Source organism: Cryobacterium luteum, assembly GCF_900110125.1.
Taxonomy (GTDB): domain Bacteria; phylum Actinomycetota; class Actinomycetes; order Actinomycetales; family Microbacteriaceae; genus Cryobacterium; species Cryobacterium luteum.
Genome location: NZ_FOCN01000014.1, coordinates 53,448 through 77,602 on the forward strand (window position 1 = coordinate 53,448; position 24,155 = coordinate 77,602).

Sequence of the window (24,155 nt, forward strand, 5' to 3'; positions counted from 1 at the left end):
CGAACCGGATCGGGGAGCCGGCGCGCCGCGGTCACTGCCGACGAGCACCTGACTAACGGGCGGTACCGCCGGCGATCGTGTACGACCACAGCTCGCTGCTCACACCGACGGGACGCGCGGCCGGTTCGCCTTCCTTCGGCGTCTCACTGCGGTGGCCGTGAGCGAACGACGGCGAACTCACCCAGGCTTGGAACGACTCCTCGTCGGCCCAGCGGGTCACGACGAGCCAGGTCAGGCGGTCATCGGTGGGCTTGAGTAGTTCGAAGCCCTCGAAACCGGGGCGGTCGTCGACGGCGCCGGCGCGCGCGGCGAATCGCTGGGCAAGCTCGTCGCCGCCGTCGCTCGGCACGGTGATGGCGTTGATTTTGATGATCGTCATGGGGCTGCTTCCTGTTGACACGCTCGAAGGTAACTCCACCATGCTGCCACTTTCCGCTGCGCGGACGCGCCATTCCCCGTCACGACAGCTCTAACCGGCCGGGTTCCCTATGCTGCAGGGCCAATGCTTATGCTGGAGACACTATGCGACTTCTCCTGATCCGCCATGGCCAGACTCCCGGCAACGTTCTCGGGCGGCTCGACACCGAGCATCCCGGTCCGGGGTTGACCGATCTCGGTCTGCGTCAGGCCGCCGCCATTCCCGATGCCCTGCGCTCCGACCCCATCGACGCCATTTTTGTGTCGACGCTGCTGCGCACTCACCTGACGGCGCATCCGCTCGCCGCCGATCGCGGACTCGACGTGCAGGTCGCGACCGGGCTGCACGAGATCGAAGCGGGGTCACTCGAAGGGCTGCGCGATCGGGCATCCGTTCGCACCTATCTGCAAACCGCGGTGGCCTGGGGTTCCGGTGATCTCGACCAGCGGATGCCCGGCGCTCAAGACGGTCATGACTTCTTTCGACGGTTCGACGCCGACATCGCTGTGGCAGCCGCGACCGCGGACGTCGCTGCTGTGTTCAGCCACGGCGCGGCCATCCGAGTGTGGACCGCAGCCCGCGCGCAGAACGTGCCGGCGACCTTTGCCGGCGAGAACGAACTCGACAACACCGGCGTGGTCGAGCTGACCGGCTCACCCGAGGAGGGCTGGACCCTGCTGTCCTGGGCCGGTCTGCCGGTGGGCGGGATGGCCCTGGCCGACCTGACGGCGGCCGACCCGCTCGGCGAGCCACTCGCCGAGCCGTGATTTTCAGCCCGATTTAAACGATTCAACGGCTCAAAACTCACGGCTCGACGCCGACCGGCGCGCTACTCCAGCTTGGCGCGGGGCACCCTGGGCCGCACGAGCGCATGGCTGTCGCGCAGCAACTGCTCGACGAGCTCGGCGGGTACCTGGCCGCCGAGCTCGACCGTGATCCAGTGCTTCTTGTTCAGGTGATAGCCCGGCGTGATCCAAAGCGGGAACTCCTCGCGCAGGGCGCGACTCTCCTCCGGATCGCACTTGAGCGACACCGTCAGCGGCTCGCTCGCCAGCGCCGCGAGGGCAAAAATCTTGCCGTTTCCGCTGGTCTTGAACACGCTCGTCTCCTCACCGAACGGAAACGTTTCGATCGCTTGCGGCAGGCTCAGGCAGAGGTCGACGAGCGCGTCGGGGGTCATGTTGCCAGCTCAGGCAGCGACGAGGCTCATAGCATCGGCGGTCAGTTCCACCGAGCGCAGGCGGCCAGCGATGAACGGCGACTGGTGGGCGAGAATGAGTTCGTCGGCTCCGGTTCCCGCGGCGAATTCCTCGAGATAGGCGCGCACCTCTTCGGCCGTGCCGACCGCGGAATAACGCATCATATTGGCGATATTGCGGCCCTCCGGCGTGGTCAGAAAGACGTCGATCTGGTCGTCGCTGTACTCTGGGGTCGCCGGGCCGCGGGAGAGCATGCCGCGTACCCGGGTGCGGCGGGTGGTCTCGAACTGGTGCACGGCATCCGCTTTATCATCGGCCGCGATCACGTTGGCGGCCACGATGAGGTGCGGGGCGGCGAGCTGCTCCGACGGAGTGAAGTCGCGGCGGTAGAGCGCGATGGCGTCGTGCAGCGCATCGGGTGCGAAGTGCGACGCGAAGGCGTAGGGCAGTCCGAGGGCGGCGGCGAGTCCGGCACCGAACAGCGACGACCCCAGAATGTACAGCGGAACATTGGTGCCGGCGCCGGGAACGGCCTGCACGCCGGGCACGATCGATTGGCCGCGCAGGTAGGCCTGCAGCTCCATGACGTCCTGCGGAAACTGGTCGGAAGCGCGCGGGTCGCGGCGCATCGCTCGAGCGGTGTTCTGGTCGCTGCCGGGTGCCCGCCCGAGGCCCAGATCGATGCGGTCGGGGTAGAGCTCGGCGAGGGTGCCGTACTGCTCGGCGATCACGAGGGGAGAGTGGTTGGGCAGCATGACGCCCCCGGATCCCAGTCGGATCGTGGCGGTCTGCCCGGCGACGTGGCCGATCAGAATGCTCGTTGCCGACGATCCGATGGTCGGCATGTTGTGGTGCTCGGCATACCAGACGCGCGCGTACCCGTGTTTTTCGGCCTTTTGCGCGAGCGCGACACTCGCCGCGAAGCTCTCCCGAGCGGTCTGCCCGGGGGCAATCGGAGCGAGGTCAAGGATGGAGAGCGGAATAGTCATACTGGGGGCAACACCGTCACGCCGAATTCGTTACCGCAAGCCGCCAACGAACGAGAAATTGCCCGGCTCAGCCGCGCTCGGCCAACCGGCCGACACCGGGGAGGAAACGACCGGCGCGCGCACCGTAGGAGCGGTATTCGGGGTGCTCAGCCACGAGCATCCGCTCTTCCCACCGCGTCTTCACCGACAGCAGTGCGACCAGCGCGATCCACACCACCACATGCCAAGCGGATGCCCCCACCAGCACGAGCGCGACACCGCCGGTCATGAGTCCCGCATAAATGGGGCTGCGCATGAGCCCGTAGACGCCCGAAGTGATCAGCGGGGCGCGCTCGCGGGGAATCGGGCTCGCGGTCAATGCCGGCCCGAGTCCTACGACACCGAGCACCGCGAGTGCCGCGCCGACCAGCCCCAACGCGATCGCGGCCACGATGACGCCGATGCCGGTCGACCAGAGCGAGCCGTGCGGCAAAAATACCAATGCCCCGAGCAACAGAAATTGCCCGGCGACCAGGCTGAGCGCGAGTGCACGTTTCATAGTTTGAGGGTACGCCCGCACGGGTAGCGCGCGAATCGAAGTTAACGGCGCATCACCGCCGTGTAACGAAATGAAACAATTTCGCGTCAATGCAGACATTCCGTACGACGGCCACTTACCCTCGTACGAACAGACCAGCTCCGCCAGTATCGTCGGAGAGTGACATTGGGTTTCGATTCCGATCGCGTGCCAACAATTCGCGCACAATCGCGTCGAAGCAACCGCCTGCTGCGGCAGGTGCATTCGCCCGGCAGCTCAGACGAGACGCCCCGCCGAAGTGGATCCACCATGACCGACGATGAACTCCTGCTTGAAATCGACTACACCGGCTACGACAGCTCCTGCCGCGACCCGCACATCACGCCGGCCGAGGACCTCGTCGAGTGCCGCCGTCTGCGCGGCCACGACGCTGAAACACACGGCACCCGAGCCGGGGTGCGCGCCATCCGCTGGCAGGCCGGCGCCTCTCCTCTGGCCGCGTAGACGCATCCTCGGGCCGAGCTTAGAAGCTGGGCCCGTGGTCGGAACATGTGCCCGGATACGAGCGCGGCGGAGTATGTGGGTTAGAACCTTCGCAGTCGGATCTCGTCTGCGAGTTTGATGACACAAATTCGCTCATAAATTTCACTTTTTCGATGCCGGCAACCACAACCCACCGCCGGATCGCTAGACAAAATGCTCACGAACGAAGGGGGACACAAGGCCGAAGCGCATGATTCCCGAGCCTCAACTCGCGCCATTTTGCTTGTTGAAAGCATTGAGATTCCCTCGCTTTTGTGTTCGACTTGGAGAAAATTGGCGTCAAGGAGGCAATGGCGCCCATGTTCATGGAAAACCCGAACGAGACCAGCTCGAACCCAGTCATTGTGGCGGTGGAGCAGGCCCGGGACGCATTGCTTGAGGCTTTGGGCGGAGTGTCCTTCGGGTCCTTGGGCGATGAAGAATCGTTGACTCTTCTGCTCGCCCTCGAAAGCGTCGGCCGGGTGGTCGACGGAGCCCGGGTGCTGTCCACGACGGATGTGCTCCGCCGCTCCGAATACCTCGATGCTTCCGTGGCCACGAATGCCGCTGCGAAAACGGCGGAGCACACATGCGCGACGGCCGCCCCTGGGTTCGCGGCCCCCTACTCTTCGACGCCACCCAAACCTGGCGTCCCGGCGGCCAAAACCGTGCCGCCACCCCCGCCGAAAAACCCAACTGGGAAAAATAGGGCCGGCCGCACGGGAACGACGCTGAGACTGAGTCAGATCATGCCTATGGCGAGCTCGACTAGCGAGACGTTTGGGTCCTGCAGGCGGCCAGCGCCGGTTTGCCTTGCTCTCGACGAGCTCGACCAGCGGGATGGCTGCGATACGACATTGATTCGCGTCGAACGCGCATCTTCTGCGCGCGGGATGGGCAGTACTCTGCACTCCCAACGTGCGGGAAGGTAGCGGGAGCGCCTCGTTTGCGCGCACCGACGAAGGGCACAACTACGTTCACCGGTCTCAGCGCGAACCTTTCTGGGCGATCTTCCGCCAGTTCGGCAGCCTTCGAGTCGTGTCCGCCGCGGCCGAGACGCTCGGCCTCGTCGGGTCGCCCAACCTGCCGTTGCCGCTGCTCGGACTTGATCGGGCCGCCCGGAGCGCACTTGAGACGGCCCTGAATACGCTCGGCCTGGGCGCGTAAGCCTACGCCCCGGGTTGCAGGCGTAGTGTCGTGGGAGTGCAACTGACTACCCCCACCCGGCTGCTCGGGACCGCCGAGTGGCGGGCCCTCGAGCAGGCCCACGAAGCGCGCGCCGACGCGCTTACCCGTGGTCGCCGCGAGCGGGCGGCGACCGGCCAGACGCATCCGGTCGACGATTTCCTGTTCACCTACTACCCATTTCGCCCTGGGCTGCTGCGCCGCTGGCATCCCGGCGCTGGCGCACTCCTGCAGGGCGCCGCGACCGAGCCTCGGGCGAACTGGAAGTGGTACCGCACCACGGGCAGCGACAGCCAGGTGGATTTCGCCGCCTTCTCCGAGAAGAATGAGCGCGTCATCGCCTTCATCCGAGCACTCCTCGCAGCGACCCGACAGCGGCCGGCCCAGTTCGGCTGTTTCGGACTGCACGAGTGGGCGATGGTCTACCGTCAGGGTGAGCACCGCCACATCGCGCCGCTGCGCCTTGGCCAGGGCGATACCGATGCCGTCGTCCTTGAAAACCGCATAGCGTGCAGCCATTTCGACGCGTTTCGGTTCTTCACACCCGAAGCCCTGCCCCTCAACCAGCTGCAGCCGACGCGGGAGAATCAGCCGGCGCTGGAGCAGCCCGGCTGCCTGCACGCCGGCATGGACATCTATAAGTGGGTGATCAAGCTCGGCCCGTTGGTTCCCGGCGAGGTGCTGCTCGACTCCTTCGAGCTCGCCCGCGACATTCGCCAGCTCGACATGGAGGCCTCCCCCTACGACCTGGTTGACTGGGGCTACACGCCGGTTCCGGTCGAGACTGCCGCCGGGAAGGCCGAGTATGTGCGCCGCCAGCGCGGTTTCACTGAGCGCAGCAACGCGTTGCGGGAGCGTGTCGTTCGACTGCTCGACTGACGCAAGGTCCTCGCTTGCCATCCAGCGCGGGTTGCCAGACTGTTCTCAGGTTTCGCCGCAGCGACCAGCGGATGCCGCTCGTGACGGCGATCTGCGCGGGTCGCCACGAGCCTGATACGCGTTCAGATCCGCCCAGGACACCCATTTGGGGTAGGCCGACCAAACCCGATCCGTCGGGGCTCCGGACCATCTGTGCGGCCCGAGTAAACATCGGGCCGGAACAGAACAACGAATAGGAGCTCTCATGAACACGATCACGAAGCACACGAACATTCGCAAGATCACCGCGCTGGGCATCACCGGCGCCGCAGCATCCGCTCTCATCATCGGCGGTTTCGTCGCCCCGGCCCAGGCCCTCGACCGCGACAACAGCAGCACGAGCACGAGCGCCGACAGCTCGTCCGAGCAGAACCGCCTCGACATCATCGGCGACCTGTTCGACCTCTCGGGAAACGACTCGACCGGCAACGGCGTGCTCGGCAACGACACCTCGTTCGGCGGAGTCGTCAACGGCGGAGTCGTCAACGGCCCGCTCGTGAACGATTCTCTCAACAGCGACATCGGTGATGTCGCCTCCGGCAACGAGGTCGGCAACGACGCGTCCGTCGGCAGCGGCAACGACGTGGTCACTCCGATCGAAGCGCCCGTCACCGCCCCGTTTGACGCCGGCAACGGCACGGATGTCGGCACGGATGTCGACGGCGGCGACATCGACGGCTCCGTCGACTCGATCGTCAACGACGTTCTTGGAGACCTCGGACTCGGGCTCGGCCGCTAACCAGATTGTCTAAATGAGGGCGTCTCCCATCCGGGAGGCGCCCTTTTTCTGGCTGCCCAGTCGTTTCTGGCTGCTCAGTCGTTTCTGGCTGCTCAGTCGCGCGGGTACGACTCGATGATCTCCCGCATCCTCGGCAGGCCGAACTGGTCGGCGATGGCCGCGCCACTGTGTGTGCCGAGGCGGGGGTCGGCATCCGCTTCGAGCAGCAACCGCAGAATCACCTCATTGCCCCGAAAAACCGCGCAGGAGATGGCGGTCTGGCCCATGACGTTGACAGCGGATGCGTCCGCCCCGCGCCGCAGCAGCTCAGCGACGGTCTCGGCGTGCTGCTGGTACGCCGCGACGATCAGCAGTGTGTCCCCGCGGGTGTTGACGACGTCGAGTCCGACTCCGGCGTCGATCATTTCGCCGAGCGGGCCGGTGAGACCGTCGCGGGCGAGGTCGAAAACGCCCTCGATGACCTCCGGGCTGAGCCCTGCTGTGTTCTCGTTCACGACTGCTCCCACTCGCTCTGGTGTGTGCCCAGCGTAACCGGACCGCGCCTGAGCAGCCGAAACGTCACAATTCGGCGACCAACCCTGTGTGCGCTGGCGCGAGCGACGACGCCACGCTCCAGGCCATCCAGGACGGACTCAACCAGCCGCAGATGCTGACGTCGATGCCGATGAACGGTTACCTGTGGGTGTCTGTTCTCTACGACGACGGCACCATCCAGAAGTTCGTCGACGAGCAATACGGTCCCGACGTCGTCATCGTGCAGTCGGCCCTGCGCCCGGCGAGCTGACCGGTCCCGCCGCGAGCAACGCCACCACCTCGGTGTCAGTCGTCGGCGTGAAGTCTCGATAATGCGCACCGACCGCCCAAAACTGTGGCGGCTGGATGACCAAGACGATCTCGTCGGCACCCATCCGGAGATCGGCATCCGGCGGCATGACGGGCGCGGCCATCACGACCCGGGCGGCTCCGCGCTGGCGGGCCACCTGGCATGCGACGCGCGCTGTGGCACCGGTCGCTATGCCGTCATCGACGATGATCACGACCCGGCCGGTCAGGTCGAGCCGCCGTCGCCCGCCGCGGTACAGCGCCTCCCTGGCCTCGAGCTCTGCCCGCTCGCGGTATTCGACGGTGCGCAGCTTCCCCGCGCTCACCCCAACCTGCCGAACGATGTCGTCGTTCAGCACACGCACACCGTCTTCGCCGATGGCGCCCATGGCTACTTCGGGTGCAATGGGCAGGCCGAGCTTGCGCACCACGATCACATCCAGCGGCGCGTGCAACGCCCGCGCCACCTCGGACGCCACTGGAACGCCTCCGCGCGGAAGCCCCACGACCACCGGGTCGCTGGATCGCAGGGACGTCAGCCGGGCGGCCAGCTGGCGCCCGGCATCCGCTCGGTCGGCGAACACGGAGTCAGCCGGCCGGCACGCCGAACTGCCCGGCGCTCTCAAACTCGATGTCGGCGACGCGTTCATCCGGGGTGTCGAACGATTTGATTTGCAGCGCGTTCATAGTTATCGACATGACCGTCTCCTCAATTCTGGAGGGCCGTTGGCAGGGCGTTTTGAGCAGGCGACCCACCGGGCGTGGACGGCCTGTTTACGGCCCAGAATAGTCTCGGTGTGCGACCGCGGGTAGGGCCGTCGCGAGTGGATTTGGGGAACCGACGCCGCGGCATCCGTGGTGAAATAGGGGAATGTTGCGCCGAAGCGCCCCCGAGCACCGTTTTGTCCCGTCCCTCGACGGGGTGCAACTGGCCACCTACGAGCTGGGCGACCCCGACCATCCGACCGTGCTCGTGGTACACGGCTTCGCGTCGAGCGCGATCGCGAACTGGCACGCCACCGGTTGGACGCGCGACCTGACCCGGGCCGGCTTTCACGTGATCGGTATCGACCAGCGCGGCCACGGCGCGAGCGACAAACCGCACTCGGCCGAGGCATACACAATGGAACTACTCGTCGGCGACGTCGAGGCCGTGCTCGACGCCTATCTGCTCACCGAGGTGCGCTACGTCGGCTATTCCCTGGGCGCCCGCGTCGGCTGGCAGGCCGCCCGCGAACTCGGCGGGCGCATCACCCAGGCGGTGCTCGGCGGCATCCCCGACGGCGATCCGCTCAAACGATTTCGGATAGCGGCTGCCCGCGCCCACCTCGAACACGGCGCGGAAGTCACCGACCGCCTCACCGGCACCTATCTCACCATGGCGAAGGCCCTGCCCGGCAACGATCTCGCCGCGCTCGTCGCGCTCGTCGAAGGCATGCGTGGCGGCTCGCAGCCTGGACCAGCCAATGCCCCCACGCAACCGCTGCTGTTCGCCACCGGCAGCGAAGATAGCATTCTCGCCGCCTCGCGGGCACTGGCCGAGGCCACGCCCAACGGGAGTTTCTTCGAGATTCCCGGTCGAAACCACTTTAATGCGCCCACGTCGAGGCCCTTCCGCGAAGCCGCGATCGCTTTTCTGAAAGCCTAGGGCTGCGGCTTTATCTGGGTCACCTTAACCGGTTCGGATGAACGGTCATAGGTGATCCACTCGCCAACCTGGTCACCGCGGGAAAAATGACCCGAGCGCATCTTGCTGCCGTCTTTTCTGAACCACTCCCAGTACCCGTCCAGCTCGCCGCCAGCTTTGGTTCCGCGCGCTTTCACGCTGCCGTCGGCGTAATACTCGCAGTGTTCGCCATCCGGCGCACTGTGCTGCATGGTGGGCATGGAATCTCCTTTCAAGCACCACTCCGGGATGCAGCGCACGCGTTGTCCATCAGGCCAGTCTTTCAGAGCGGCCCGGCTTCGCAGGGATGGAGCACCAAACTACCCCCGGGGCGTGACCGTCGTCGATCGTTTCCAGACCGGTCCGATGCCGATCCGGTTGGCCGCCGCCACATCAAAGGTGTACGCGGTGCCATTTCTCAGCCCGGTCACCACCGCCGATTGCACCCGGCCGACCACGAGTCGTGTGGTCACGAGCTTGCCACCCGCGTAGGCTCGCACCCGATAGCCGAGAATTGCGGCGCCGCCGTCGGTGGGGGCCGTCCAGCGCACGGTAGCGGATGCCTGTCCTGCGGTCGGCGTTCCCATCGTCGGTGCCCCCGGGGCCGTGCGAACGGGGACATACACGTCCACGGCGTCGGCGCCCCCCGGGCCGAACGGAATACCCGTCAGCATGGTGATGGCGATCAGGGGCGCTGCCCCCGGCTGCACATCGATATCTGAATCGGATGCTGAACGGTCGCGAACCGTGACGGTGATTCTGCTTCCGTCGGCGGAGACCGCCTGGGGCAGCAGAAGGTTCTCCAACGAATCTTCGTTGAGATCGGATCCGAGCGCGACCTGGCGTGAGACAAAGGGACGAGGGGTGCCGGTCCAGAAGCCGCGAGGCCCCGTGACGGTGACGCGATCACCCTTGCGCACGGACTGCGTGGGCGCGGAAAAATATTGCGTCCTGGTGTTCACGGAATCGACATCGTCACGGTGCAGGCTGAAGACCGGAGTGCGCTCACCCGTGTCGGTACCACGTTCCACGACCGCGGTGACCGATAAGAGGTCGCCCGAGCCGAGCCCAAGGCGCGGCGGCTGTGCCGTCGGTCCGGTGGCCGTGAATTCGAACCCGTAGTATCCGGCGGCATGAACCGGCACGCCGTTTTCGTCGGACGGCCCGATCAACGGGCGATGGCCGGGCGTCACGGAGAAGAATCCGGCCGGCAAAGGAATGGTCACGCTGCGCTTCTGGGCATCGAGCGACACGGCGCCACCCACGGTGAAGTTCTCGCCGTACAGGCTGTATTCCACGCGCGAGATATCGAGTGCGGAGACCTCGGACGGGAGCAGGAACCGTACGCTCGTGCTGGACGTCGGCAGACTCATGCGGTGGTCACGATTACCGGCGTCGTTGTTGATGAATATCGAGTGAGAGAACGGTGCCGGCAGGGCTACTGCCCGCGTTACGCTTGCGATCGCGGTGGCACTGGCACCGGTGGTCGCCAGGCCCAGCAGCACCGTGAGCGCGGCAGCGAGCGACGCACGCCAGCGCACTGACATTTTCGGGTTCTCACGAGAACTGTGCAGATACATTGGCGGTGCCCTTCACTCAGCAATGAGCCCCCTCCGAGCGACGTTGCCCGGAACCCAACGAGAATAGCGCGATCCCGCCACCACTACGGGTGTTCAGCCCAACCGGTTCCGGCGGTATCCACACCCTCCCTCCGACGCGACGGCAAGCGGATGCCGCGGCCGCGGGCATCCGCTTTGGGAGTCGCCGGACGAGCCTTTACGCCGACGGCGAACTCTTCGACTACCGTTGTACTATGACCGCACCAGACACCACTGCGCAGAACGAGGCAGAAACTGCCACTGCAACCAAGACCTTTGCCGATCTCGGACTCAACGACGCCATGCTCAAGGCGCTCAAAGTCGTCGGCTACGAAACCCCATCGGCCATTCAGGCCGCCACTATTCCCCCGCTTCTGGAGGGTCGCGACGTTGTCGGACTCGCCCAGACCGGTACCGGCAAGACGGCCGCATTCGCGCTGCCCATTCTCAACCGTCTCGACCTATCGCAGAAGAACCCGCAGGCCCTCGTGCTTGCGCCCACCCGCGAACTCGCGCTGCAGGTCTGTGAGGCCTTCGAGAAGTATGCCGCCCACATGCGCGGCGTGCACGTGCTTCCGGTCTACGGCGGACAGGGCTACGGCCAGCAGCTGTCGGCCCTGCGTCGCGGCGTGCACATCGTCGTGGGTACTCCCGGTCGCATCATGGACCACCTCGCCAAGGGCACCCTTGACCTGTCGGAGCTGAAGTTTTTGGTGCTCGATGAGGCCGACGAGATGCTCAACATGGGCTTCGTCGAGGACATCGAGACCATTCTCGCCGACACCCCCGACGACAAGCAGGTCGCGCTGTTCTCGGCCACGATGCCGGCCCAGATTCGCCGTATCTCCAAGAAGTACCTGCACGATCCCGAAGAGATCACGGTCAAGAGTAAGACCACGACCAGCGCGAACACCACCCAGCGCTACCTGATGGTGTCGTACCCGCAGAAGCTCGACGCGCTCACCCGCATTCTCGAGGTCGAGAACTTCGAGGGCATGATCATCTTCGCCCGCACCAAGAACGAGACCGAGTTGCTCGCCGAAAAGCTGCGTGCGCGCGGCTATTCCGCCATGGCGATCAACGGCGACGTGCAGCAGGTGCAGCGCGAACGCACGATCAACCAGCTCAAGAGCGGCAAGCTCGATATTCTCGTTGCAACGGATGTCGCCGCTCGCGGCCTTGACGTGGAGCGCATCAGCCACGTGGTCAACTACGACATTCCGATCGACACCGAGTCGTACGTGCACCGCATCGGTCGTACCGGCCGGGCCGGCCGCTCGGGCGCGGCGATCAGCTTCGTCACCCCGCGCGAACGCCGCCTGCTCTCCGCGATCGAGAAGGCCACCCGCCAGCCGCTCACCCAGATGCAGCTGCCAAGCGTTGAGGACGTCAACGTGACGCGCCTCACCCGCTTCGACGATGCCATCACATCGGCACTCGACGAGTCTGACCGCATCAGCAAATTCCGGGACATCATTGCGCACTACGTCTCCCACCACGACGTGCCCGAGGTCGACGTGGCCGCTGCCCTCGCCGTGGTGTCCCAGGGCGAGACTCCCCTGCTGCTCTCCGCCGAGGATGTTCGGGCGCAGCAGCGCATCGAGCGCGACGAGCGGGTTGAACGCTCTGAGCAGCGCGGTGATCGCCCGGAGCGTGGCGGCCGCAACGACCGTTTTGGTCGCGACGACCGTGGCAGCAGCCGCGACGACCGTGGCAGCTACGCTCCGCGCAGCAACTTCGGCGACCGCGACGACCGCCCCGTGCGCAGCGAACGCCCGGTGCGGTCCAGCGGCAAGCCGATGGCGCAGTACCGCATCGAGGTCGGCAAGCGGCACAAGGTGGAACCGCGTCAGATCGTTGGCGCCCTCGCCAACGAGGGTGGCCTGAGCCGCGACGACTTTGGACACATCAAGATTCTGCCCGAGTTCTCGCTGGTCGAGCTTCCCGCTGACCTGGCGGGCGACGTGTTCTCCAAGCTCGAGAACACCCGCATCAGCGGCAAGCTCATCGAGCTGCGTGCTGACAAAGGCGGCGCCTCACGCTCCGCCGAGCAGGGCGATCGCCCGCCGCGCGCCCCGCGCCGCGAGTACTAGGCCGCAGGTCGATGAGCCCCCTCACCGTTCGCGGTGAGGGGGCTCTCTGCACAACTCCCGGCGCGCATAACTCCTGCAATTCTCACCGGGGCGCCGCCACACCCGCAGAAGCACGGGGAAGTTCAATTTGCGCCCCTCAAATTGCAGGAGTTGTGCGCCGGCCCGGCTTACGAACCAGGCCATCCCGGATCAGCCCGCGGCGACATCGATGAGCACCTTTCCGGTGACCCCGCTTTCGACGAGGGCGTGGGCATCCGCCGTGTGCGCGAGGTCGAAGCGGTGCAGCGGCAGTCCCGCATCCGTTCCGACGGCCAGCGCGCCGTCCACGAGAGCCTCGTTGATGCTCGCGGCGGCCTGCTGCACGACCTCGATGCCCACGGTGTAGAGCAGTACGAACTGGTAGCGCACGTTGAGGCTGAAGTGCTTGCGCACGTCTAGGGTCATCCGGTCGCCCCCGTTGTTGGCGTAGACCGCGATCGATCCGCGGTTGCGAATGACTGCGAGGTCGAGTTCGGAGTTCTGGGCGGGAGACACCTCGACGATGAGGTCGACGCCGTCGGGTGCGATGGCCCGAATATCGGCGGCAGCGTCGGAGTCGGTGTAGATGAGCACGTGGTGTGCGCCGGCGGCGGAAGCCAGTGCGGCCTTGGCTGGCCCGCTGACCGTCGTGATCACGGTCGCACCGGCCCAGCAAGCGAGCTGGATGGCGGCATGACCGACGGCGCCGGCACCGCCTGCGACGAGCACGATCTTGCCGTCGAGCGCTCCCAGATGCAGGCGCCGGGGCCCGTCCTCGGCCACGGTGAGGGCCCGGTATGCGGTGATGGCCGGCACCCCGAGGCTGGCTCCCTGGTCGAAACTGGCGGGGGATGGCAGCAGAAAGACGCGTTCCGCCGGAAGCACCGCAAGTTCCTGGGCAGTTCCACTGTCGGCCCGCTGGTAGGCGGCGAGCGCGAGCCACACGCGATCGCCGACGGCCACGTTAGAGACACCGGCTCCGACCGCATCGACGAATCCCGCGCCGTCCTGGTTCGGCACCACGTCAGCGAACGTGAGGGCCTCCCCCGCACCCGCGCCGCGGCGCGACTTCCAGTCAGTCGGGTTCACTCCACTAACCACGATTCGCACCCGAACTTCGCCGGCTCCGGGCTCGGTCACCGGACGCTCGACGAGGTGGAGCACGGACGGGTCACCGGTTTCGCTGTACACAATGGTCTTCATATGAGGGATAACACCCGAGGCACGGTAATGTTTCCCGACGATGCCTTGCGTTAGGGCGACAAACGTTTGATGGTCGCTTGAAGGTTCTCGCGAATCATGAGGTCATTGAGAGCGAGCGCGCCGGCGCTCGCGCCACGTCATCGCGGCGAGCGCAGCCGCCTCTTGCTCCCGTGCGAGCCTGGCCGCATCGCTTCGCGCGGCCCGGCGCTCCTGCCAGAGTGCGAGCTGTTCCGCCACATCACGGGTAGGGGTGACCACGGGCGGCCCGCCCTGCAATTGCCGGCGTGCGGCCACGACGCGACTGTTGAAATCGTTGAGAATCTCCGTCACCGCAGCCTCGGAGTGCGCGCGGTCGAGGCGGGCGTCGAGCTCGGCGTTCTCGGTACGCAGGGTGAGAGCGGGGGGTCCGAGCCCGGTGATCTTCTCGCTCTCAATCTTCTGGCGAATCCACCAGTCCGGGTCATACCCGCGGTCGAGGTTAGCGAGCGGCTTGCCAGCGCCGGGCAGGTTGTCGAACTCGCCGCGCCGAATTGCCTGCTGGATGGCCATTTCCACATACTGGGCGCGGGCCTCCATCATGGACTGCCCGGCCGCGTTCGTCTCCCGCTCGGTCGCTTCTGTCGCGGCGGTGTCTGCCTGCTCGGGCGGCAACATCCGCTCTACCCGGTAGCGAGCCACATTCACACGTGCGTCGCTGCGATCTTTCTTGCCGGTCATGGCTGCCAGCCTAGATCGCGAGGGGCTCGGAGTCGACCGGTGCGCCGTCGGTTGCCGGGCGGACCGCGTGTGACAACACCAGCCGAAGCAAATGCCATACGCGAAGCCCTCCGATCTGGCGGGCACCGAAGAGATCAGCCACGTCGAGCTCATCGGAACCACGATCTCGCGGCTGCTCGACGGCTCGCCGCGCTATCAGGGCAAGCCGACCGATCCGCTGGACATCCCTGGCGCGGGCGGCAAAATCCCACTCGAACTGGCCCTCACCCAGGGCAACATCCATCATTATCTGGTGGGTGCGCAGGGCGCCCTGCCCGTTGATTCGGTGGGCAACCCGTGGAGCGGCAGCTACGTCTACAACTCAGGTAATCTCGTTCTCGACCTGCTGTACAACCTCATGCTGGAATCCACCGGGCGCCTGCAGAAGTGCCGAATCTACGAGATGACCGACAACAAGACGGCCCGGTCGACGATTTCATATCTGATCGTGCGGGACCAGGCACACGAGAACGGCTTTGCGAAGGCGCTCGAAACCCTCGGCGTGAACTGGAAGACTCTGCTTCCGATTCCGAAAACCAACGCCGAAAAATTTCCGGAGGTCAAACGGCTCGTCGACCTGGGCCTGCACAGTAAGCAGTACACCTTCGACCTCGCCGGGCAGTCGGAGGCTGGCAAGATCTATCGGGGCATGTCGCCGTCGAAGGACGGCACGAAGCTCGATGCGACCGAGCAGGCTCCCGCCGGCGTTCCGTCGATGATCTCGGCGGAACGCCTCGAGGAGTTCGCGCCCGGCCTGGACCCGGAACTGCTCGCCCTCATTCAGGCGACCGCCGACCTGGAGCTCGCCGACGTCGACGCCATGTTCGGCCCGGTCGGCGCACGCGCAAACGACTAGATCGCCTGCGAAGCAGAGTGCCCCGCCACACGGTGCGGCGGGGCACTCTGCTTCAAGCTTCGACGTCGACCCACTCACGACTGATCGGCTTGAGCTCGGCGATCAGGGCCTGGCCGGCAAGCGGATCGTGATCGTCGTTCCCTCACCCCCAGCGGATGCCGCGGCGATGGTTCCACCGTGCCGCGTGACGATCTCGCGCACCAGAGCCAGGCCGATGCCCGAACCGGCAACCTGCCGGGCAGCGCGACCGCGCCACAGCCGGTCGAAGATATGCGGAAGTTCGTCGGCGGGAATGCCGGGACCACTATCGGCGACCTCGAGCGCGGCCACTCCGTCCGCCTCCCAAACAGTCAGCCGCACGCTGTCGCCGGGGCGGCAATACCGCGCGGCATTGGCGAGCAGGTTGGCGATGGCCTGGTGCAGCCGGTCAGCATCCGCTCGAACGAAGACTGGGTCCAGGGCCTCGACGCTGACGCGCACCGCCGCCACTCGCAACCGTGCTTCGTGTTGGGCCACTTCCTCCCTGGCGACCTGGGCCAGGTCAACCGATGCCAGTTGCAGCGATAAGCCGGCCGTCTCGACCGCCGAGAGCTCGGCCAGATCCGCTACGACCCGTCCGAGACGCAGGGACTGATCGTGCAGGCCCGCGAGCCCTGCGGGTGTGGGCGCAACGAGCCCGTCCCGCAGTTCTTCGAGCCCGGCCTGCAGGGCGGCCAGCGGTGTGCGGAGTTCGTGCGCAACATCGGCGGTGAGGGTTCGGCGGTCCCGCTCCGAGCCCATGACCGAATCCGCCATGTCGTTGAAGGCGACGGCGAGTTCGCCGAGTTCCCCCGGCGCCCCCGATGGGGCACGGGACTGCCGGTTGCCGGCCGTGAACGAGTGGGCGGCATCCGTCATTGCGCGGATCGGGCGCACCAGGCGACGGGTCACCAGCCAGCTCGCGGCGAGCGCGACGGCGAGCGCGACAACCGCGGCGACACCAATCCAGGTCCAGGCGACGTTCCGCACACCGTTTCCCGCGTTGCCACCGAAGCTCAGACGAACCGTACCGACCTCCACGTCGTCGGCGACAATCGGCAGGATGACGGTGTTCTCCCCCCTCCCCTGGCCCGGGCCACCGGTGCGGGCCTGCAACGTGACTCCGCTCGCATCCGCTACCGCAACACGAGCCGATGCCGCAGCACCGATCGCGAAAACCCGGCTGAGGTCTGCCGTTTGCCAGCCGCCGGCCTGAACGTACGCGTCGGCTCCGGCAGACGCCGCCGTAGCCGCAATGTGCGCGCGGTCAGCTTGAACGCCCCGATCAACCCCGACGAGCGCGGCGCCGCTCAGCACGAGCACTGACGAAATAGAGACCATGACAAACGCCAGCAGCAGGCGTCGACCCAGCGAGCCAAGGCGGGTCATGACCGGTCCTGGGTCAGTCCGAGCCGGTAGCCGACTCCGAGAACCGTCTGCACGACATCCGCTCCGGTCACACCCAGCTTGCGGCGCAAGTTCTTGATATGGGAGTCGATGGTGCGCTCATAGCCGACATATTCGTACCCGCGCACCCGGTTCACCAGTTCGTAGCGAGAATAAACGCGCCCGGGTGCCGTCGCCACCGCTGCGAGCAGGCCCCATTCGGTGGGGGTGAGGTCGAGCATGATCCCGTCGAGCCAGGCCTGGTGCGAGCTCTCGTCGATGCGCAGCCGCTGGTCGCCGTAAGTGACCGGGCCAACGTCGGCCGGCGGCCCGCTGTACCGGTGCAGCACGGCCTGCACCCGCAGCACCACCTCAGCGGGACTGAACGGCTTGGTCACATAGTCGTCGGCACCGAGCTCGAGGCCGTGAATGCGGTCTTCGGTGGTGCTGCGCGCGGTCAGCACGATGACCGGCAGGGTGCCGAGGGCATGGATCTCCCGCAGAATATCGGTGCCGTCGATGTCGGGCAGGCCGAGGTCGAGTATCACCAGGTCGGCCGCCGTCAGCAGTGTGAGCGCCTCGGCACCCGATGGGGTCGTGAAAACAAAGAACCCAGCACGTTCCAGATAGCGCCGCAGCAGTTCGCGAATATCGCGTTCGTCTTCAACTACCAGCACCGTGGGCATACTTCACCCTAGCTTTGGCTCGGCAAGCGGATGCCGCAGCGCTCGCGTTCTCCACACCAACTCCATACGGTCGCCAGATCGTCTGCACCCCCGAGCGACATCGTGGAGTCACCAACGAAAAGGGAGCACACCATGCGCAGGAAGATCATCATCACCTCGGCGATCGCTACAGGCGTCGTCATCACCGCCCTCATCGCGACTCCGAGCCTGGCCGCCGCCCTGCGAAACGGCGATGCGGCAGCGAACGGAGCGGGCGCGCGTTCGACAAGGAGTGAAGCCGTCACCGGAATGTCGGGGCACCAGAGCAACGCAAAGAACGACAGCTCCAATCACGCAACGGGCTCCGATCACGCCGGCTCAGGCATGCCCGGCTCCGGCGCGGGGCTCACCGATGTGCCCAGCGGCACCGTCACCGGCGAACAGGCCACCGCGCTCGCGGCGATGGCTGCCGAGGAGAAGCTCGCGCACGATCTTTACCTCGCGTTCTCCCAACAGTACGACGCCGCTGTCTTCACTCGCATCCTGAGTTCTGAAACGAAGCACAGCGATGCCGTCGGCACGCTGCTCGAACGCTACGACATCGCCGATCCAACGGTCGGGCTGGCCGCCGGTGTGTTCTCTACCGACGTCACCCAGAATCTCTACGACACCCTGCTTGCCGAGGGTTCCGTGAGTCTGGACGCTGCGATGAACGCTGCCCGCACCGTGGAAGAACTCGACATCGCCGACCTTACCGCTGCGACCGAGGGTGTCACCGCTCCCGACGTGCTCGCGGTCTACGAACACCTGCTGGCCGCTTCCGAACACCACCTCGTCGCGTTTGGCGGCAAGACGTTCAGCGACTGAAGTCTCAGTGAGTGGATGCCGCGGCCGTCGCCTCTCCGGAGTCCACGACCGCGGCCTCGTGCCGCAGCGGCTCCTCTGGCGGCAGCGACTCTGCCGCCAGCTCGACCCGCTCCTCGCCCACGGCCGCAATGCCACCAAGAATGAGCAGCCCGCCGAGCAGCTGCACCGGGGTGAGTTGTTCCCCGAGCAACAGCCAGGCGAACAGCGATGCGAAGATCACCTCGAGCAGCCCGACAAACGATGCCAGCCGCGACCCGAGTCGTCCGGCCGCGGTAATGCCGGCCGCGTAGGCGACCGCCGTACTGATGACGGCGAGAACGAGCAGCGGCACCCACCAGGGCAGCACCGTGTCCAGCACGTTCAGGTCGGCAAAAGAGGCCGTGAACGGCAGCAGACCGCAAACGCCGAGCACACCGAGCACCACGCCGCCCACCAGCAGACCAAACGCGGCAAGCGCGATCGGCGGCAGCCCTTCGGCCGGGCGCGCGGCGACGACAAAGAACACCGCACAGGCAATCGCCGCTCCGAACGCGAACACCACTCCCACCGGGTCGACGGCCCGAATCGCGCCGGGTCCGATGACGAGCACCAACCCGGCCACGGCGAGGGCCGAGCCGAGAAGAACCGTGCGCCGCGGCATCCGTTTCGTCGAGACCCACACAAAACCGACCAGAATCAGCGGCGCGAGAAATTCAATCAGTAGTGCGGTGGAGACTGGAATAGTTTGCAGGGCAGCGAAATAGGCGAGCTGGGTGGCCGCGACACCCACGATCCCCATGCCCAACACCCGCCAGCGGCCCAGCCACAGCACCGACCAGCGACCGCGCAATGAGTAGAGCGCGAATGGCAGCAACACCACCCCCGCCGTTAGTGCGCGAGCGGTGACAGCCGCGGTCGGCGACCAGCCGGCCTCGAGCATCGGCTTGACCAGGGCGCCCGAGGTTCCGAAAGAGAGAGCGGCGACGGCAGCGATGATCAGGCTCCCGGGTAGTGAGGACAGCTTCATGAAGAATCCTTTAGTCATGGGCTAAACTATGTTCACCACTTACGGTAGGACCGAATTGTTAAGGAGTCAACTTGCATTTTGCCCCTGACACCGAAGAGGCCCTCGAATTCGTGGTCCTGCTCGGCGACACCGATCCCGGGGCCTCCCGCAGCGGCCGGGACGAGCTCGAGACTCTTGAGGACCTTGCGACGCTCCTCGCGCCGATTCCGTTCACCGGGCGCATCGACGGGAACGACGCCGAACTGGCCGACGTTCGGCAGACCCGTGCGCTGCTCCGCCGAGTCTGGACCCTCGACCGCGATGATGCCGTGGTCGAGGTCAACCGCATGCTGCGCGAGGCGAAGGCGCTGCCCCAGCTGGCGCGCCATGACGTGTCGGACTGGCACCTGCACGCGACGGTGCCCGAGGCACCGCTCGGGGAGCGCATGCGCGTCGAGGCGGCACTGGCCCTGATCGACGTGATCCGCAGTGACGAAATGGGTCGCCTGCGCATGTGCGAAGCGGATGCCTGCACCGGCCTGGTGCTCGATCTCTCCCGCAATGGGTCCAAGCGGTTCTGCAGCGTGCGCTGCGGCAATCGGATGAATATGATCGCCTTCCGCGGGCGTCAGGCGGCTACTGCCCAGAGCTCTCGTCGCGAACGCGAATGACGACGTTGCCGATCTTCTGGCCGACCGCCACGTACTCGTAGGCCTCACGAATCTGTTCGAGGGAATAGGTGCGGTCGATTATCGGCCGAAACTCACCCGATTCGGCCAGCCCCTTGAGCAGCAACACATCGTCTCGGGTGTCCTTCGGGATGGGAAACAGCACGCGTTTGCGGCGCAGCAGCGGGGTGGTCACGGCCAACACCGGGTTCTGCCACATCGAACCAAGCTCGGACGACACGTAGATCCCCCCGGGAACGAGCAGCCGCCGGCAACGCCCGAAACTGCTCTTGCCGACCGCATCGAGCACCACGTCAAATTCGTCATCGAGAGTCGTGAAGTCATCCCGGGTATAGTCGACGACCCGCTCGGCACCGAGGGAGTCGAGCACAGACAGGTGCGCCGTGGCGCAGACCGCGGTGACTCGAGCGCCGAGGTGCACGAGCAATTGCACTGCTGCCGAACCGATTCCCCCGGTGCCTCCGTTGACCAGCACCTTCTGCCCGGCCGTGATCTTCGCCGCGCGAATCATGTTGAGCGCATAGTGGGCACCCTCCACGATCGGTGCGGCCTCGCCGTACGACCATCCCGCCGGAATCTCGGCAACCAGATCTGTTTCGGAGATGGTCAGGTATTCCGCATGCCCACCAAACTTCACCGCGTTGTAGCCGAACACTCGCTGCCCGACCGTGAACGACCGCACGCCGGAGCCGACCGCGGCGACGTCACCGGCGAACTCGCAGCCGAGAATCGTCGCTCGCGGCGCACGCAGACCGCTGAAAAATCGAACCACACGTGGCTTGCCGCTCAGAAAGCCGCAGTCCGTGCGATTCACGGTGCTGGCGTAGACGCGCACAAGCAGCTCGCCCGGACGGGGAACCGACGACAGCGCATTCTCGACGTGCACAAAGCTCGGCGGTCCGTAGTGGCGGTACACGGCAGCTCTCATGCGGCACAGCGTACTCTTCCCGTCCCAACGCATCAGTGGACTGCCTGACAAGCGGATGCCCAGGGAGGGTCTGTCAGAACCCCCTGCGGTCCTGACAATGCCACCCGCTTCGCGTAGCGTTGAAGCAGCGGATCTCACCGTCGACACGTGCCACGGCACGGGGTCCCCCCGCATTCCATCACCCGTACTGGAAGAGTTTCTTATGACGACTACCGTTCCCGCCATCGCCGCCCCCGCAGCTGGCCAGCCACTCCTACGCACCACGATCGAGGTGCGCACGCCCGGCGCCCACGACGTGGCCATCGATATCAAGTTCTCGGGTATCTGCCACTCCGACATTCACCAGGCCCGCGACGAGTGGGACGTTGGACTGTTTCCTATGGTCCCCGGCCACGAAATCGCCGGCATCGTTTCAGCCGTCGGCAGCGATGTCACCCGTTACCGCGTGGGCGACCGCGTTGGGGTGGGATGCTTCGTGGACTCCTGTCGCGAGTGCGTCAACTGTCTGGCCGGGGAGGAGCAGTACTGCCTGAAGGGTGAAGTGGGCACCTACAACTCGCGGTACTACGACGGAACTCCCACCAACGGCGGCTACAGCACCGCAGTCGTTGTGGACGAAAACTTCGTTCTGGGCATCCCGAACGGCATCGAGCTTTCCGAGGCCGCTCCCCTGCTCTGCGCCGGCATCACGCTGTACTCTCCGCTCAAGAATTGGAAAGCGGGCCCCGGAAAGAAGGTCGCTATCCTCGGCATGGGCGGCCTGGGGCACATGGGCGTGAAGATCGCGCACGCGCTCGGCGCCGAGGTCACCGTACTCAGCCAGACCCTGAGCAAGCAGGAGGATGGCCTGCGCTTCGGCGCAGACCACTACTTCGCCACGAGTGACCCGACCACGTTCACAGAACTGGAGAACCACTTCGACCTCATCGTGAACACGGTGGCCGCGAACCTCGATATGGAACGCTACCTGCAGCTGCTCGCACTCGACGGCACCCTCGTACACGTGGGAATTCCTACTGAACCCGACAGCGTGAAGATGTTCTGGCTCGCCTCCCAGCGGCGCTCAATCGCCGGCTCGAAGATCGGCGGCATCCGTCAGACACAGGAGATGCTCGACTTCTGTGCTGCCCACGGGATCGGCGCCGACATCGAGATCATCTCGGTCGATCAGGTCAACGAGGCCTACGAGCGCGTCGTCCGCAGCGACGTACGCTACCGTTTCGTCATCGACGTGGCCACCTTCGCGAATGAGACTCGCTCCGCCGTGTAATACAGGCCGGGTGCGCGACGCAGGTCGATAGCGGCTTAGACCAGCCGTCCGAAAATCGCTCCCGAAATGTACTTTCGGGAGCGATTTTCATTCTGCTCGGGGATTACGCCCGCGCCTCGGCGAGCAGGCTGTCGATTTGGCCCATCGCCTCACGCATGCCCTCTTCCATGCCCATATCCATCATCTTCTGCAGCTGCTCGGCGGTCTCGAAGGTGCTGAAAACGGTCATGCGTGTTCCCGCTTCAACCTGCTCCAGGGTGACCACCGCGTGCGTCACCCCCAGTTCACCGGTGGGCTCACCGTCGTCATCGGCGAAGCCATCGTCAAATTCCAAATGCTCGGGCGAGCGGATGGCGGTGGTCACCCACCAGCCGCGCGCCTTCTCGCCGTCGGGGCCGGTCATGTAATACTTCGATCTTCCGCCGGGTACGAAGTCGTGGCGGTCGAAGGTGGCTGGCCAGGTGGGCGGCCCCCACCAGCGCTCCAGCTGGCGCGGATCCTCCCAGATCTGCCAGACACGTTCGACGTTCGCGTCGAATTCGGCCACAAAGGTGAGGGTCAACGCCTCAGGATCTGTCTGTGAACTGACGACGGTCATGATTCTTCTCCTTTTTCTTGTTCCGCGACACCCTGGGACAAGATGTCACTGATGCTCTGGGCGCGATCCCGCCAGAGTTCTTCATAGTGCTGCAGCAGTACCGTGGCTTTGCGCAGCGTGTCAGGGTTGCTGCGCACGATTTGTTCCCGACCGCGACGCTCTTTGACGATGAGGTGCGCTCGTTCGAGCACGGCGACGTGCTTCTGCACGGCGGTGAAGCTCATGGCGTAGCGCTCAGCGAGCGTCGACACCGACTGCTCTCGCTGCACGACCCGCACGACGATGTCGCGGCGCGTGGCATCCGCGAGCGCGTGAAAAATGCGATCGGTCTCGTTACTCACGTCTTGATATACAACCATTTGGTTGTATGGTATCGCCTAGGCCGACGTTCGGCAAGGGAAATTTCCCTCCGGACTGCACGATGGCGCACCCGACTCGCAGGGCGCGTATTCGTGACAGAAAATCACTCATGACTTCGATCTCGCGAAGTGGTGCAGGAGCGATATTTCAGGCATTTACTGGAATCAGCGGCGTAAAATTCGCGAAAGCCGCCAAATCACTTCGCTAGACCACTTCTGAGTTTTTCTCGCTTTTCTGTTCGATTTGCGGTAAAATCGTTGTGAAGGAGGCACTGGCGCCCATGTTCATGGAAAACCCGAGTGAGTCCAGTTCATCTGCCGCCATTGTGGCGGTGGAGCAGGCCAGGAATTCCTTGTTGGCGGCGTTGGGCGGGGTGTCGTTTGGGTTGCTCGGTGACGAGGAATCGCTGAGCATGCTGCTGGCTTTGGAGAGCGTGGGCCGGGTCGTCGACGGGGCTCGGGTGCTCTCCACGTCGGATGTGCTGCGCCGCTCAGGCTGCTGTTGATCAGAGTGCCGCCGCCCCGAGTACCGCCCCGGAACATGCTGGTGCGGTGGGGGCGGCTCCGAGCGTGGCGGGTGCGTCGGCGGCTCTGGCGGCGCCGACGTTGGCGCGGCGGCTCGGGTGCCGCAGCGGGGTCGAGCTGGTCTGCACCCTGGCCAGGCTCTCCCGCGCCGAGGTGCGCCAGCGTGCCGCGCTCGGCGAGAAAGCCGGCCAGCGCATGCTGCTCGGCCGGCCCCTCGCCCCCACCTACCCCGTGCTCGGCGCCGCCCTGCAGAGCGGGGCGCTCGGGCTGGAGCAGGCCCGGGTGATCGTGACGGTGCTCGACGGCCTGCGTTCCTCCGTGCTGGTGGAGGATCTCGATCGGGTCGAGCGTTCCCTCGTCGCCAGC

At 65.7% G+C, this 24,155-nt stretch carries 29 protein-coding genes and 1 pseudogene; 14 read left to right on the forward strand and 16 right to left on the reverse strand.

All coding sequences use genetic code 11. The features are described 5' to 3' along the window. Window positions 1-52 precede the first annotated feature (52 nt). Window positions 53-379, reverse strand: coding sequence for an antibiotic biosynthesis monooxygenase family protein (locus tag BMW72_RS13390; RefSeq protein WP_092111381.1), 327 nt, complete (start codon window positions 377-379; stop codon window positions 53-55). A 143-nt stretch (window positions 380-522) separates the two neighbouring features. Here BMW72_RS13390 and BMW72_RS13395 point away from each other — a divergent pair, with 143 nt between their 5' ends. Further along, the gene (locus BMW72_RS13395) at window positions 523-1,185 is read left to right on the forward strand and encodes a histidine phosphatase family protein (RefSeq protein WP_092111383.1); all 663 of its coding nucleotides are present in this window, start codon (window positions 523-525) and stop codon (window positions 1,183-1,185) included. A 62-nt stretch (window positions 1,186-1,247) separates the two neighbouring features. Here BMW72_RS13395 and BMW72_RS13400 read toward each other — a convergent pair whose 3' ends face one another. The 3 genes from BMW72_RS13400 to BMW72_RS13410 all read right to left on the reverse strand — a co-directional run bounded on the left by BMW72_RS13400 (window position 1,248) and on the right by BMW72_RS13410 (window position 3,144). Continuing rightward, entirely contained in the window at window positions 1,248-1,598 is a 351-nt protein-coding gene (locus BMW72_RS13400) for an MmcQ/YjbR family DNA-binding protein (protein ID WP_092111385.1), read from the reverse strand. A 9-nt stretch (window positions 1,599-1,607) separates the two neighbouring features. Continuing rightward, entirely contained in the window at window positions 1,608-2,606 is a 999-nt protein-coding gene (locus tag BMW72_RS13405) for an LLM class flavin-dependent oxidoreductase (RefSeq protein ID WP_092111387.1), read from the reverse strand. Window positions 2,607-2,673: 67 nt separating this feature from the next. Then, window positions 2,674-3,144, reverse strand: coding sequence for a methyltransferase family protein (locus BMW72_RS13410; RefSeq protein ID WP_166787685.1), 471 nt, complete (start codon window positions 3,142-3,144; stop codon window positions 2,674-2,676). Between the two features lie 288 nt (window positions 3,145-3,432). Here BMW72_RS13410 and BMW72_RS13415 point away from each other — a divergent pair, with 288 nt between their 5' ends. From BMW72_RS13415 to BMW72_RS13430, 4 genes are all read left to right on the forward strand, one after another. After that, window positions 3,433-3,627 carry a hypothetical protein gene (locus tag BMW72_RS13415; protein ID WP_092111391.1) on the forward strand — a complete coding sequence of 65 codons (195 nt, stop codon included), beginning with the start codon at window positions 3,433-3,435 and terminating at the stop codon, window positions 3,625-3,627. Between the two features lie 936 nt (window positions 3,628-4,563). Continuing rightward, entirely contained in the window at window positions 4,564-4,812 is a 249-nt protein-coding gene (locus BMW72_RS18465; RefSeq protein ID WP_134361443.1) for a hypothetical protein, read from the forward strand. A gap of 36 nt (window positions 4,813-4,848) precedes the next feature. Beyond that, window positions 4,849-5,709, forward strand: coding sequence for a 3-methyladenine DNA glycosylase (locus tag BMW72_RS13425; RefSeq protein WP_422386299.1), 861 nt, complete (start codon window positions 4,849-4,851; stop codon window positions 5,707-5,709). 244 nt (window positions 5,710-5,953) lie between these two features. Then, window positions 5,954-6,487, forward strand: a complete 534-nt coding sequence (locus tag BMW72_RS13430; RefSeq protein ID WP_092111395.1) for a hypothetical protein — start codon at window positions 5,954-5,956, stop codon at window positions 6,485-6,487. 92 nt (window positions 6,488-6,579) lie between these two features. Here BMW72_RS13430 and BMW72_RS13435 read toward each other — a convergent pair whose 3' ends face one another. Beyond that, a complete protein-coding gene (locus BMW72_RS13435; RefSeq protein WP_198416320.1) occupies window positions 6,580-6,981 on the reverse strand; it encodes an ankyrin repeat domain-containing protein in 402 nt (133 codons plus the stop codon). A gap of 86 nt (window positions 6,982-7,067) precedes the next feature. Between BMW72_RS13435 and BMW72_RS13440 the strand changes: the two genes are divergently transcribed. Continuing rightward, the gene (locus tag BMW72_RS13440; protein WP_092111397.1) at window positions 7,068-7,271 is read left to right on the forward strand and encodes a hypothetical protein; all 204 of its coding nucleotides are present in this window, start codon (window positions 7,068-7,070) and stop codon (window positions 7,269-7,271) included. On the opposite strand, the gene BMW72_RS13445 is transcribed toward BMW72_RS13440, so the two are convergent. Further along, window positions 7,237-7,893 (reverse strand): phosphoribosyltransferase, encoded by a 657-nt coding sequence (locus tag BMW72_RS13445; protein WP_241983830.1) that lies wholly within the window; start codon window positions 7,891-7,893, stop codon window positions 7,237-7,239. The two genes, BMW72_RS13440 and BMW72_RS13445, sit on opposite strands and share 35 nt — an antisense overlap. A 287-nt stretch (window positions 7,894-8,180) precedes the next feature. On the opposite strand from BMW72_RS13445, the gene BMW72_RS13450 reads away from it, so the two are divergent. Then, entirely contained in the window at window positions 8,181-8,957 is a 777-nt protein-coding gene (locus tag BMW72_RS13450; RefSeq protein WP_092111400.1) for an alpha/beta fold hydrolase, read from the forward strand. On the opposite strand, the gene BMW72_RS13455 is transcribed toward BMW72_RS13450, so the two are convergent. After that, window positions 8,954-9,196, reverse strand: a complete 243-nt coding sequence (locus tag BMW72_RS13455; RefSeq protein ID WP_241983829.1) for a toxin-antitoxin system YwqK family antitoxin — start codon at window positions 9,194-9,196, stop codon at window positions 8,954-8,956. The two genes, BMW72_RS13450 and BMW72_RS13455, sit on opposite strands and share 4 nt — an antisense overlap. Window positions 9,197-9,295: 99 nt before the next feature. Continuing rightward, the gene (locus BMW72_RS13460) at window positions 9,296-10,522 is read right to left on the reverse strand and encodes a fibronectin type III domain-containing protein (RefSeq protein ID WP_241983828.1); all 1,227 of its coding nucleotides are present in this window, start codon (window positions 10,520-10,522) and stop codon (window positions 9,296-9,298) included. Between the two features lie 266 nt (window positions 10,523-10,788). Between BMW72_RS13460 and BMW72_RS13465 the strand changes: the two genes are divergently transcribed. Next, complete coding sequence (locus BMW72_RS13465) at window positions 10,789-12,666, forward strand: DEAD/DEAH box helicase (protein WP_092111403.1); 1,878 nt, start codon at window positions 10,789-10,791, stop codon at window positions 12,664-12,666. Between the two features lie 189 nt (window positions 12,667-12,855). Here the strand turns inward: BMW72_RS13465 and BMW72_RS13470 are convergent, their stop codons facing one another. Then, window positions 12,856-13,887, reverse strand: a complete 1,032-nt coding sequence (locus BMW72_RS13470) for an NADPH:quinone reductase (protein ID WP_092111405.1) — start codon at window positions 13,885-13,887, stop codon at window positions 12,856-12,858. Between the two features lie 102 nt (window positions 13,888-13,989). Beyond that, entirely contained in the window at window positions 13,990-14,604 is a 615-nt protein-coding gene (locus tag BMW72_RS13475; protein ID WP_241983827.1) for a DnaJ family domain-containing protein, read from the reverse strand. A 118-nt stretch (window positions 14,605-14,722) separates the two neighbouring features. Between BMW72_RS13475 and BMW72_RS13480 the strand changes: the two are divergent. After that, a pseudogene (locus BMW72_RS13480) lies at window positions 14,723-15,499 on the forward strand (manganese catalase family protein); the annotation flags it as partial. A 102-nt stretch (window positions 15,500-15,601) separates the two neighbouring features. Here BMW72_RS13480 and BMW72_RS13485 read toward each other — a convergent pair. Both BMW72_RS13485 and BMW72_RS13490 read right to left on the reverse strand, forming a co-directional pair. Further along, entirely contained in the window at window positions 15,602-16,906 is a 1,305-nt protein-coding gene (locus tag BMW72_RS13485; protein ID WP_092111407.1) for a HAMP domain-containing sensor histidine kinase, read from the reverse strand. Then, the gene (locus tag BMW72_RS13490; RefSeq protein WP_092111409.1) at window positions 16,903-17,589 is read right to left on the reverse strand and encodes a response regulator transcription factor; all 687 of its coding nucleotides are present in this window, start codon (window positions 17,587-17,589) and stop codon (window positions 16,903-16,905) included. Before BMW72_RS13490 ends, BMW72_RS13485 begins: the two co-directional genes overlap by 4 nt. A gap of 132 nt (window positions 17,590-17,721) precedes the next feature. Between BMW72_RS13490 and BMW72_RS13495 the strand changes: the two genes are divergently transcribed. Then, complete coding sequence (locus BMW72_RS13495; protein WP_166787684.1) at window positions 17,722-18,435, forward strand: ferritin-like domain-containing protein; 714 nt, start codon at window positions 17,722-17,724, stop codon at window positions 18,433-18,435. 4 nt (window positions 18,436-18,439) lie between these two features. On the opposite strand, the gene BMW72_RS13500 is transcribed toward BMW72_RS13495, so the two are convergent. Further along, complete coding sequence (locus tag BMW72_RS13500; RefSeq protein WP_092111413.1) at window positions 18,440-19,441, reverse strand: EamA family transporter; 1,002 nt, start codon at window positions 19,439-19,441, stop codon at window positions 18,440-18,442. A 71-nt stretch (window positions 19,442-19,512) separates the two neighbouring features. Between BMW72_RS13500 and BMW72_RS13505 the strand changes: the two genes are divergently transcribed. Next, on the forward strand, window positions 19,513-20,091 hold the full coding sequence (locus BMW72_RS13505) for a CGNR zinc finger domain-containing protein (protein WP_092111415.1): 579 nt from the start codon (window positions 19,513-19,515) through the stop codon (window positions 20,089-20,091). On the opposite strand, the gene BMW72_RS13510 is transcribed toward BMW72_RS13505, so the two are convergent. After that, complete coding sequence (locus BMW72_RS13510) at window positions 20,057-21,037, reverse strand: NAD(P)-dependent alcohol dehydrogenase (protein WP_092111417.1); 981 nt, start codon at window positions 21,035-21,037, stop codon at window positions 20,057-20,059. The two genes, BMW72_RS13505 and BMW72_RS13510, sit on opposite strands and share 35 nt — an antisense overlap. A 202-nt stretch (window positions 21,038-21,239) precedes the next feature. Here BMW72_RS13510 and BMW72_RS13515 point away from each other — a divergent pair, with 202 nt between their 5' ends. Then, window positions 21,240-22,307: an NAD(P)-dependent alcohol dehydrogenase gene (locus tag BMW72_RS13515; protein ID WP_092111419.1), complete on the forward strand. Its 1,068-nt coding sequence runs from the start codon at window positions 21,240-21,242 to the stop codon at window positions 22,305-22,307. A gap of 103 nt (window positions 22,308-22,410) precedes the next feature. Here the strand turns inward: BMW72_RS13515 and BMW72_RS13520 are convergent, their stop codons facing one another. Continuing rightward, entirely contained in the window at window positions 22,411-22,905 is a 495-nt protein-coding gene (locus tag BMW72_RS13520) for an SRPBCC family protein (RefSeq protein ID WP_092111421.1), read from the reverse strand. Next, window positions 22,902-23,264 (reverse strand): ArsR/SmtB family transcription factor, encoded by a 363-nt coding sequence (locus BMW72_RS13525; protein ID WP_092111422.1) that lies wholly within the window; start codon window positions 23,262-23,264, stop codon window positions 22,902-22,904. Before BMW72_RS13525 ends, BMW72_RS13520 begins: the two co-directional genes overlap by 4 nt. A gap of 260 nt (window positions 23,265-23,524) precedes the next feature. On the opposite strand from BMW72_RS13525, the gene BMW72_RS13530 reads away from it, so the two are divergent. Together BMW72_RS13530 and BMW72_RS13535 are read left to right on the forward strand one after the other, a co-directional pair. Beyond that, entirely contained in the window at window positions 23,525-23,770 is a 246-nt protein-coding gene (locus tag BMW72_RS13530) for a hypothetical protein (RefSeq protein WP_134450328.1), read from the forward strand. A 64-nt stretch (window positions 23,771-23,834) separates the two neighbouring features. Beyond that, on the forward strand, window positions 23,835-24,155 hold a 321-nt coding region (locus BMW72_RS13535; RefSeq protein WP_167361066.1), incomplete at its 3' end, for a DUF222 domain-containing protein.

Coding starts and splice junctions, on each gene's coding strand:
- BMW72_RS13470 (WP_092111405.1), bottom strand. CDS start 13,887: ATGAAGACCATTGTGTACAGCGAAACCGGTGACCCGTCCGTGCTCCAC.
- BMW72_RS13465 (WP_092111403.1), top strand. CDS start 10,789: ATGACCGCACCAGACACCACTGCGCAGAACGAGGCAGAAACTGCCACT.
- BMW72_RS13410 (WP_166787685.1), bottom strand. CDS start 3,144: ATGAAACGTGCACTCGCGCTCAGCCTGGTCGCCGGGCAATTTCTGTTG.
- BMW72_RS13430 (WP_092111395.1), top strand. CDS start 5,954: ATGAACACGATCACGAAGCACACGAACATTCGCAAGATCACCGCGCTG.
- BMW72_RS13395 (WP_092111383.1), top strand. CDS start 523: ATGCGACTTCTCCTGATCCGCCATGGCCAGACTCCCGGCAACGTTCTC.
- BMW72_RS13500 (WP_092111413.1), bottom strand. CDS start 19,441: ATGAAGCTGTCCTCACTACCCGGGAGCCTGATCATCGCTGCCGTCGCC.
- BMW72_RS13400 (WP_092111385.1), bottom strand. CDS start 1,598: ATGACCCCCGACGCGCTCGTCGACCTCTGCCTGAGCCTGCCGCAAGCG.
- BMW72_RS13510 (WP_092111417.1), bottom strand. CDS start 21,037: ATGAGAGCTGCCGTGTACCGCCACTACGGACCGCCGAGCTTTGTGCAC.
- BMW72_RS13405 (WP_092111387.1), bottom strand. CDS start 2,606: ATGACTATTCCGCTCTCCATCCTTGACCTCGCTCCGATTGCCCCCGGG.
- BMW72_RS13495 (WP_166787684.1), top strand. CDS start 17,722: ATGCGCAGGAAGATCATCATCACCTCGGCGATCGCTACAGGCGTCGTC.
- BMW72_RS13450 (WP_092111400.1), top strand. CDS start 8,181: ATGTTGCGCCGAAGCGCCCCCGAGCACCGTTTTGTCCCGTCCCTCGAC.
- BMW72_RS13490 (WP_092111409.1), bottom strand. CDS start 17,589: ATGCCCACGGTGCTGGTAGTTGAAGACGAACGCGATATTCGCGAACTG.
- BMW72_RS13520 (WP_092111421.1), bottom strand. CDS start 22,905: ATGACCGTCGTCAGTTCACAGACAGATCCTGAGGCGTTGACCCTCACC.
- BMW72_RS13390 (WP_092111381.1), bottom strand. CDS start 379: ATGACGATCATCAAAATCAACGCCATCACCGTGCCGAGCGACGGCGGC.
- BMW72_RS13525 (WP_092111422.1), bottom strand. CDS start 23,264: ATGGTTGTATATCAAGACGTGAGTAACGAGACCGATCGCATTTTTCAC.
- BMW72_RS13515 (WP_092111419.1), top strand. CDS start 21,240: ATGACGACTACCGTTCCCGCCATCGCCGCCCCCGCAGCTGGCCAGCCA.
- BMW72_RS13415 (WP_092111391.1), top strand. CDS start 3,433: ATGACCGACGATGAACTCCTGCTTGAAATCGACTACACCGGCTACGAC.
- BMW72_RS13485 (WP_092111407.1), bottom strand. CDS start 16,906: ATGACCCGCCTTGGCTCGCTGGGTCGACGCCTGCTGCTGGCGTTTGTC.
- BMW72_RS13475 (WP_241983827.1), bottom strand. CDS start 14,604: ATGACCGGCAAGAAAGATCGCAGCGACGCACGTGTGAATGTGGCTCGC.
- BMW72_RS13460 (WP_241983828.1), bottom strand. CDS start 10,522: ATGTCAGTGCGCTGGCGTGCGTCGCTCGCTGCCGCGCTCACGGTGCTG.
- BMW72_RS13455 (WP_241983829.1), bottom strand. CDS start 9,196: ATGCCCACCATGCAGCACAGTGCGCCGGATGGCGAACACTGCGAGTAT.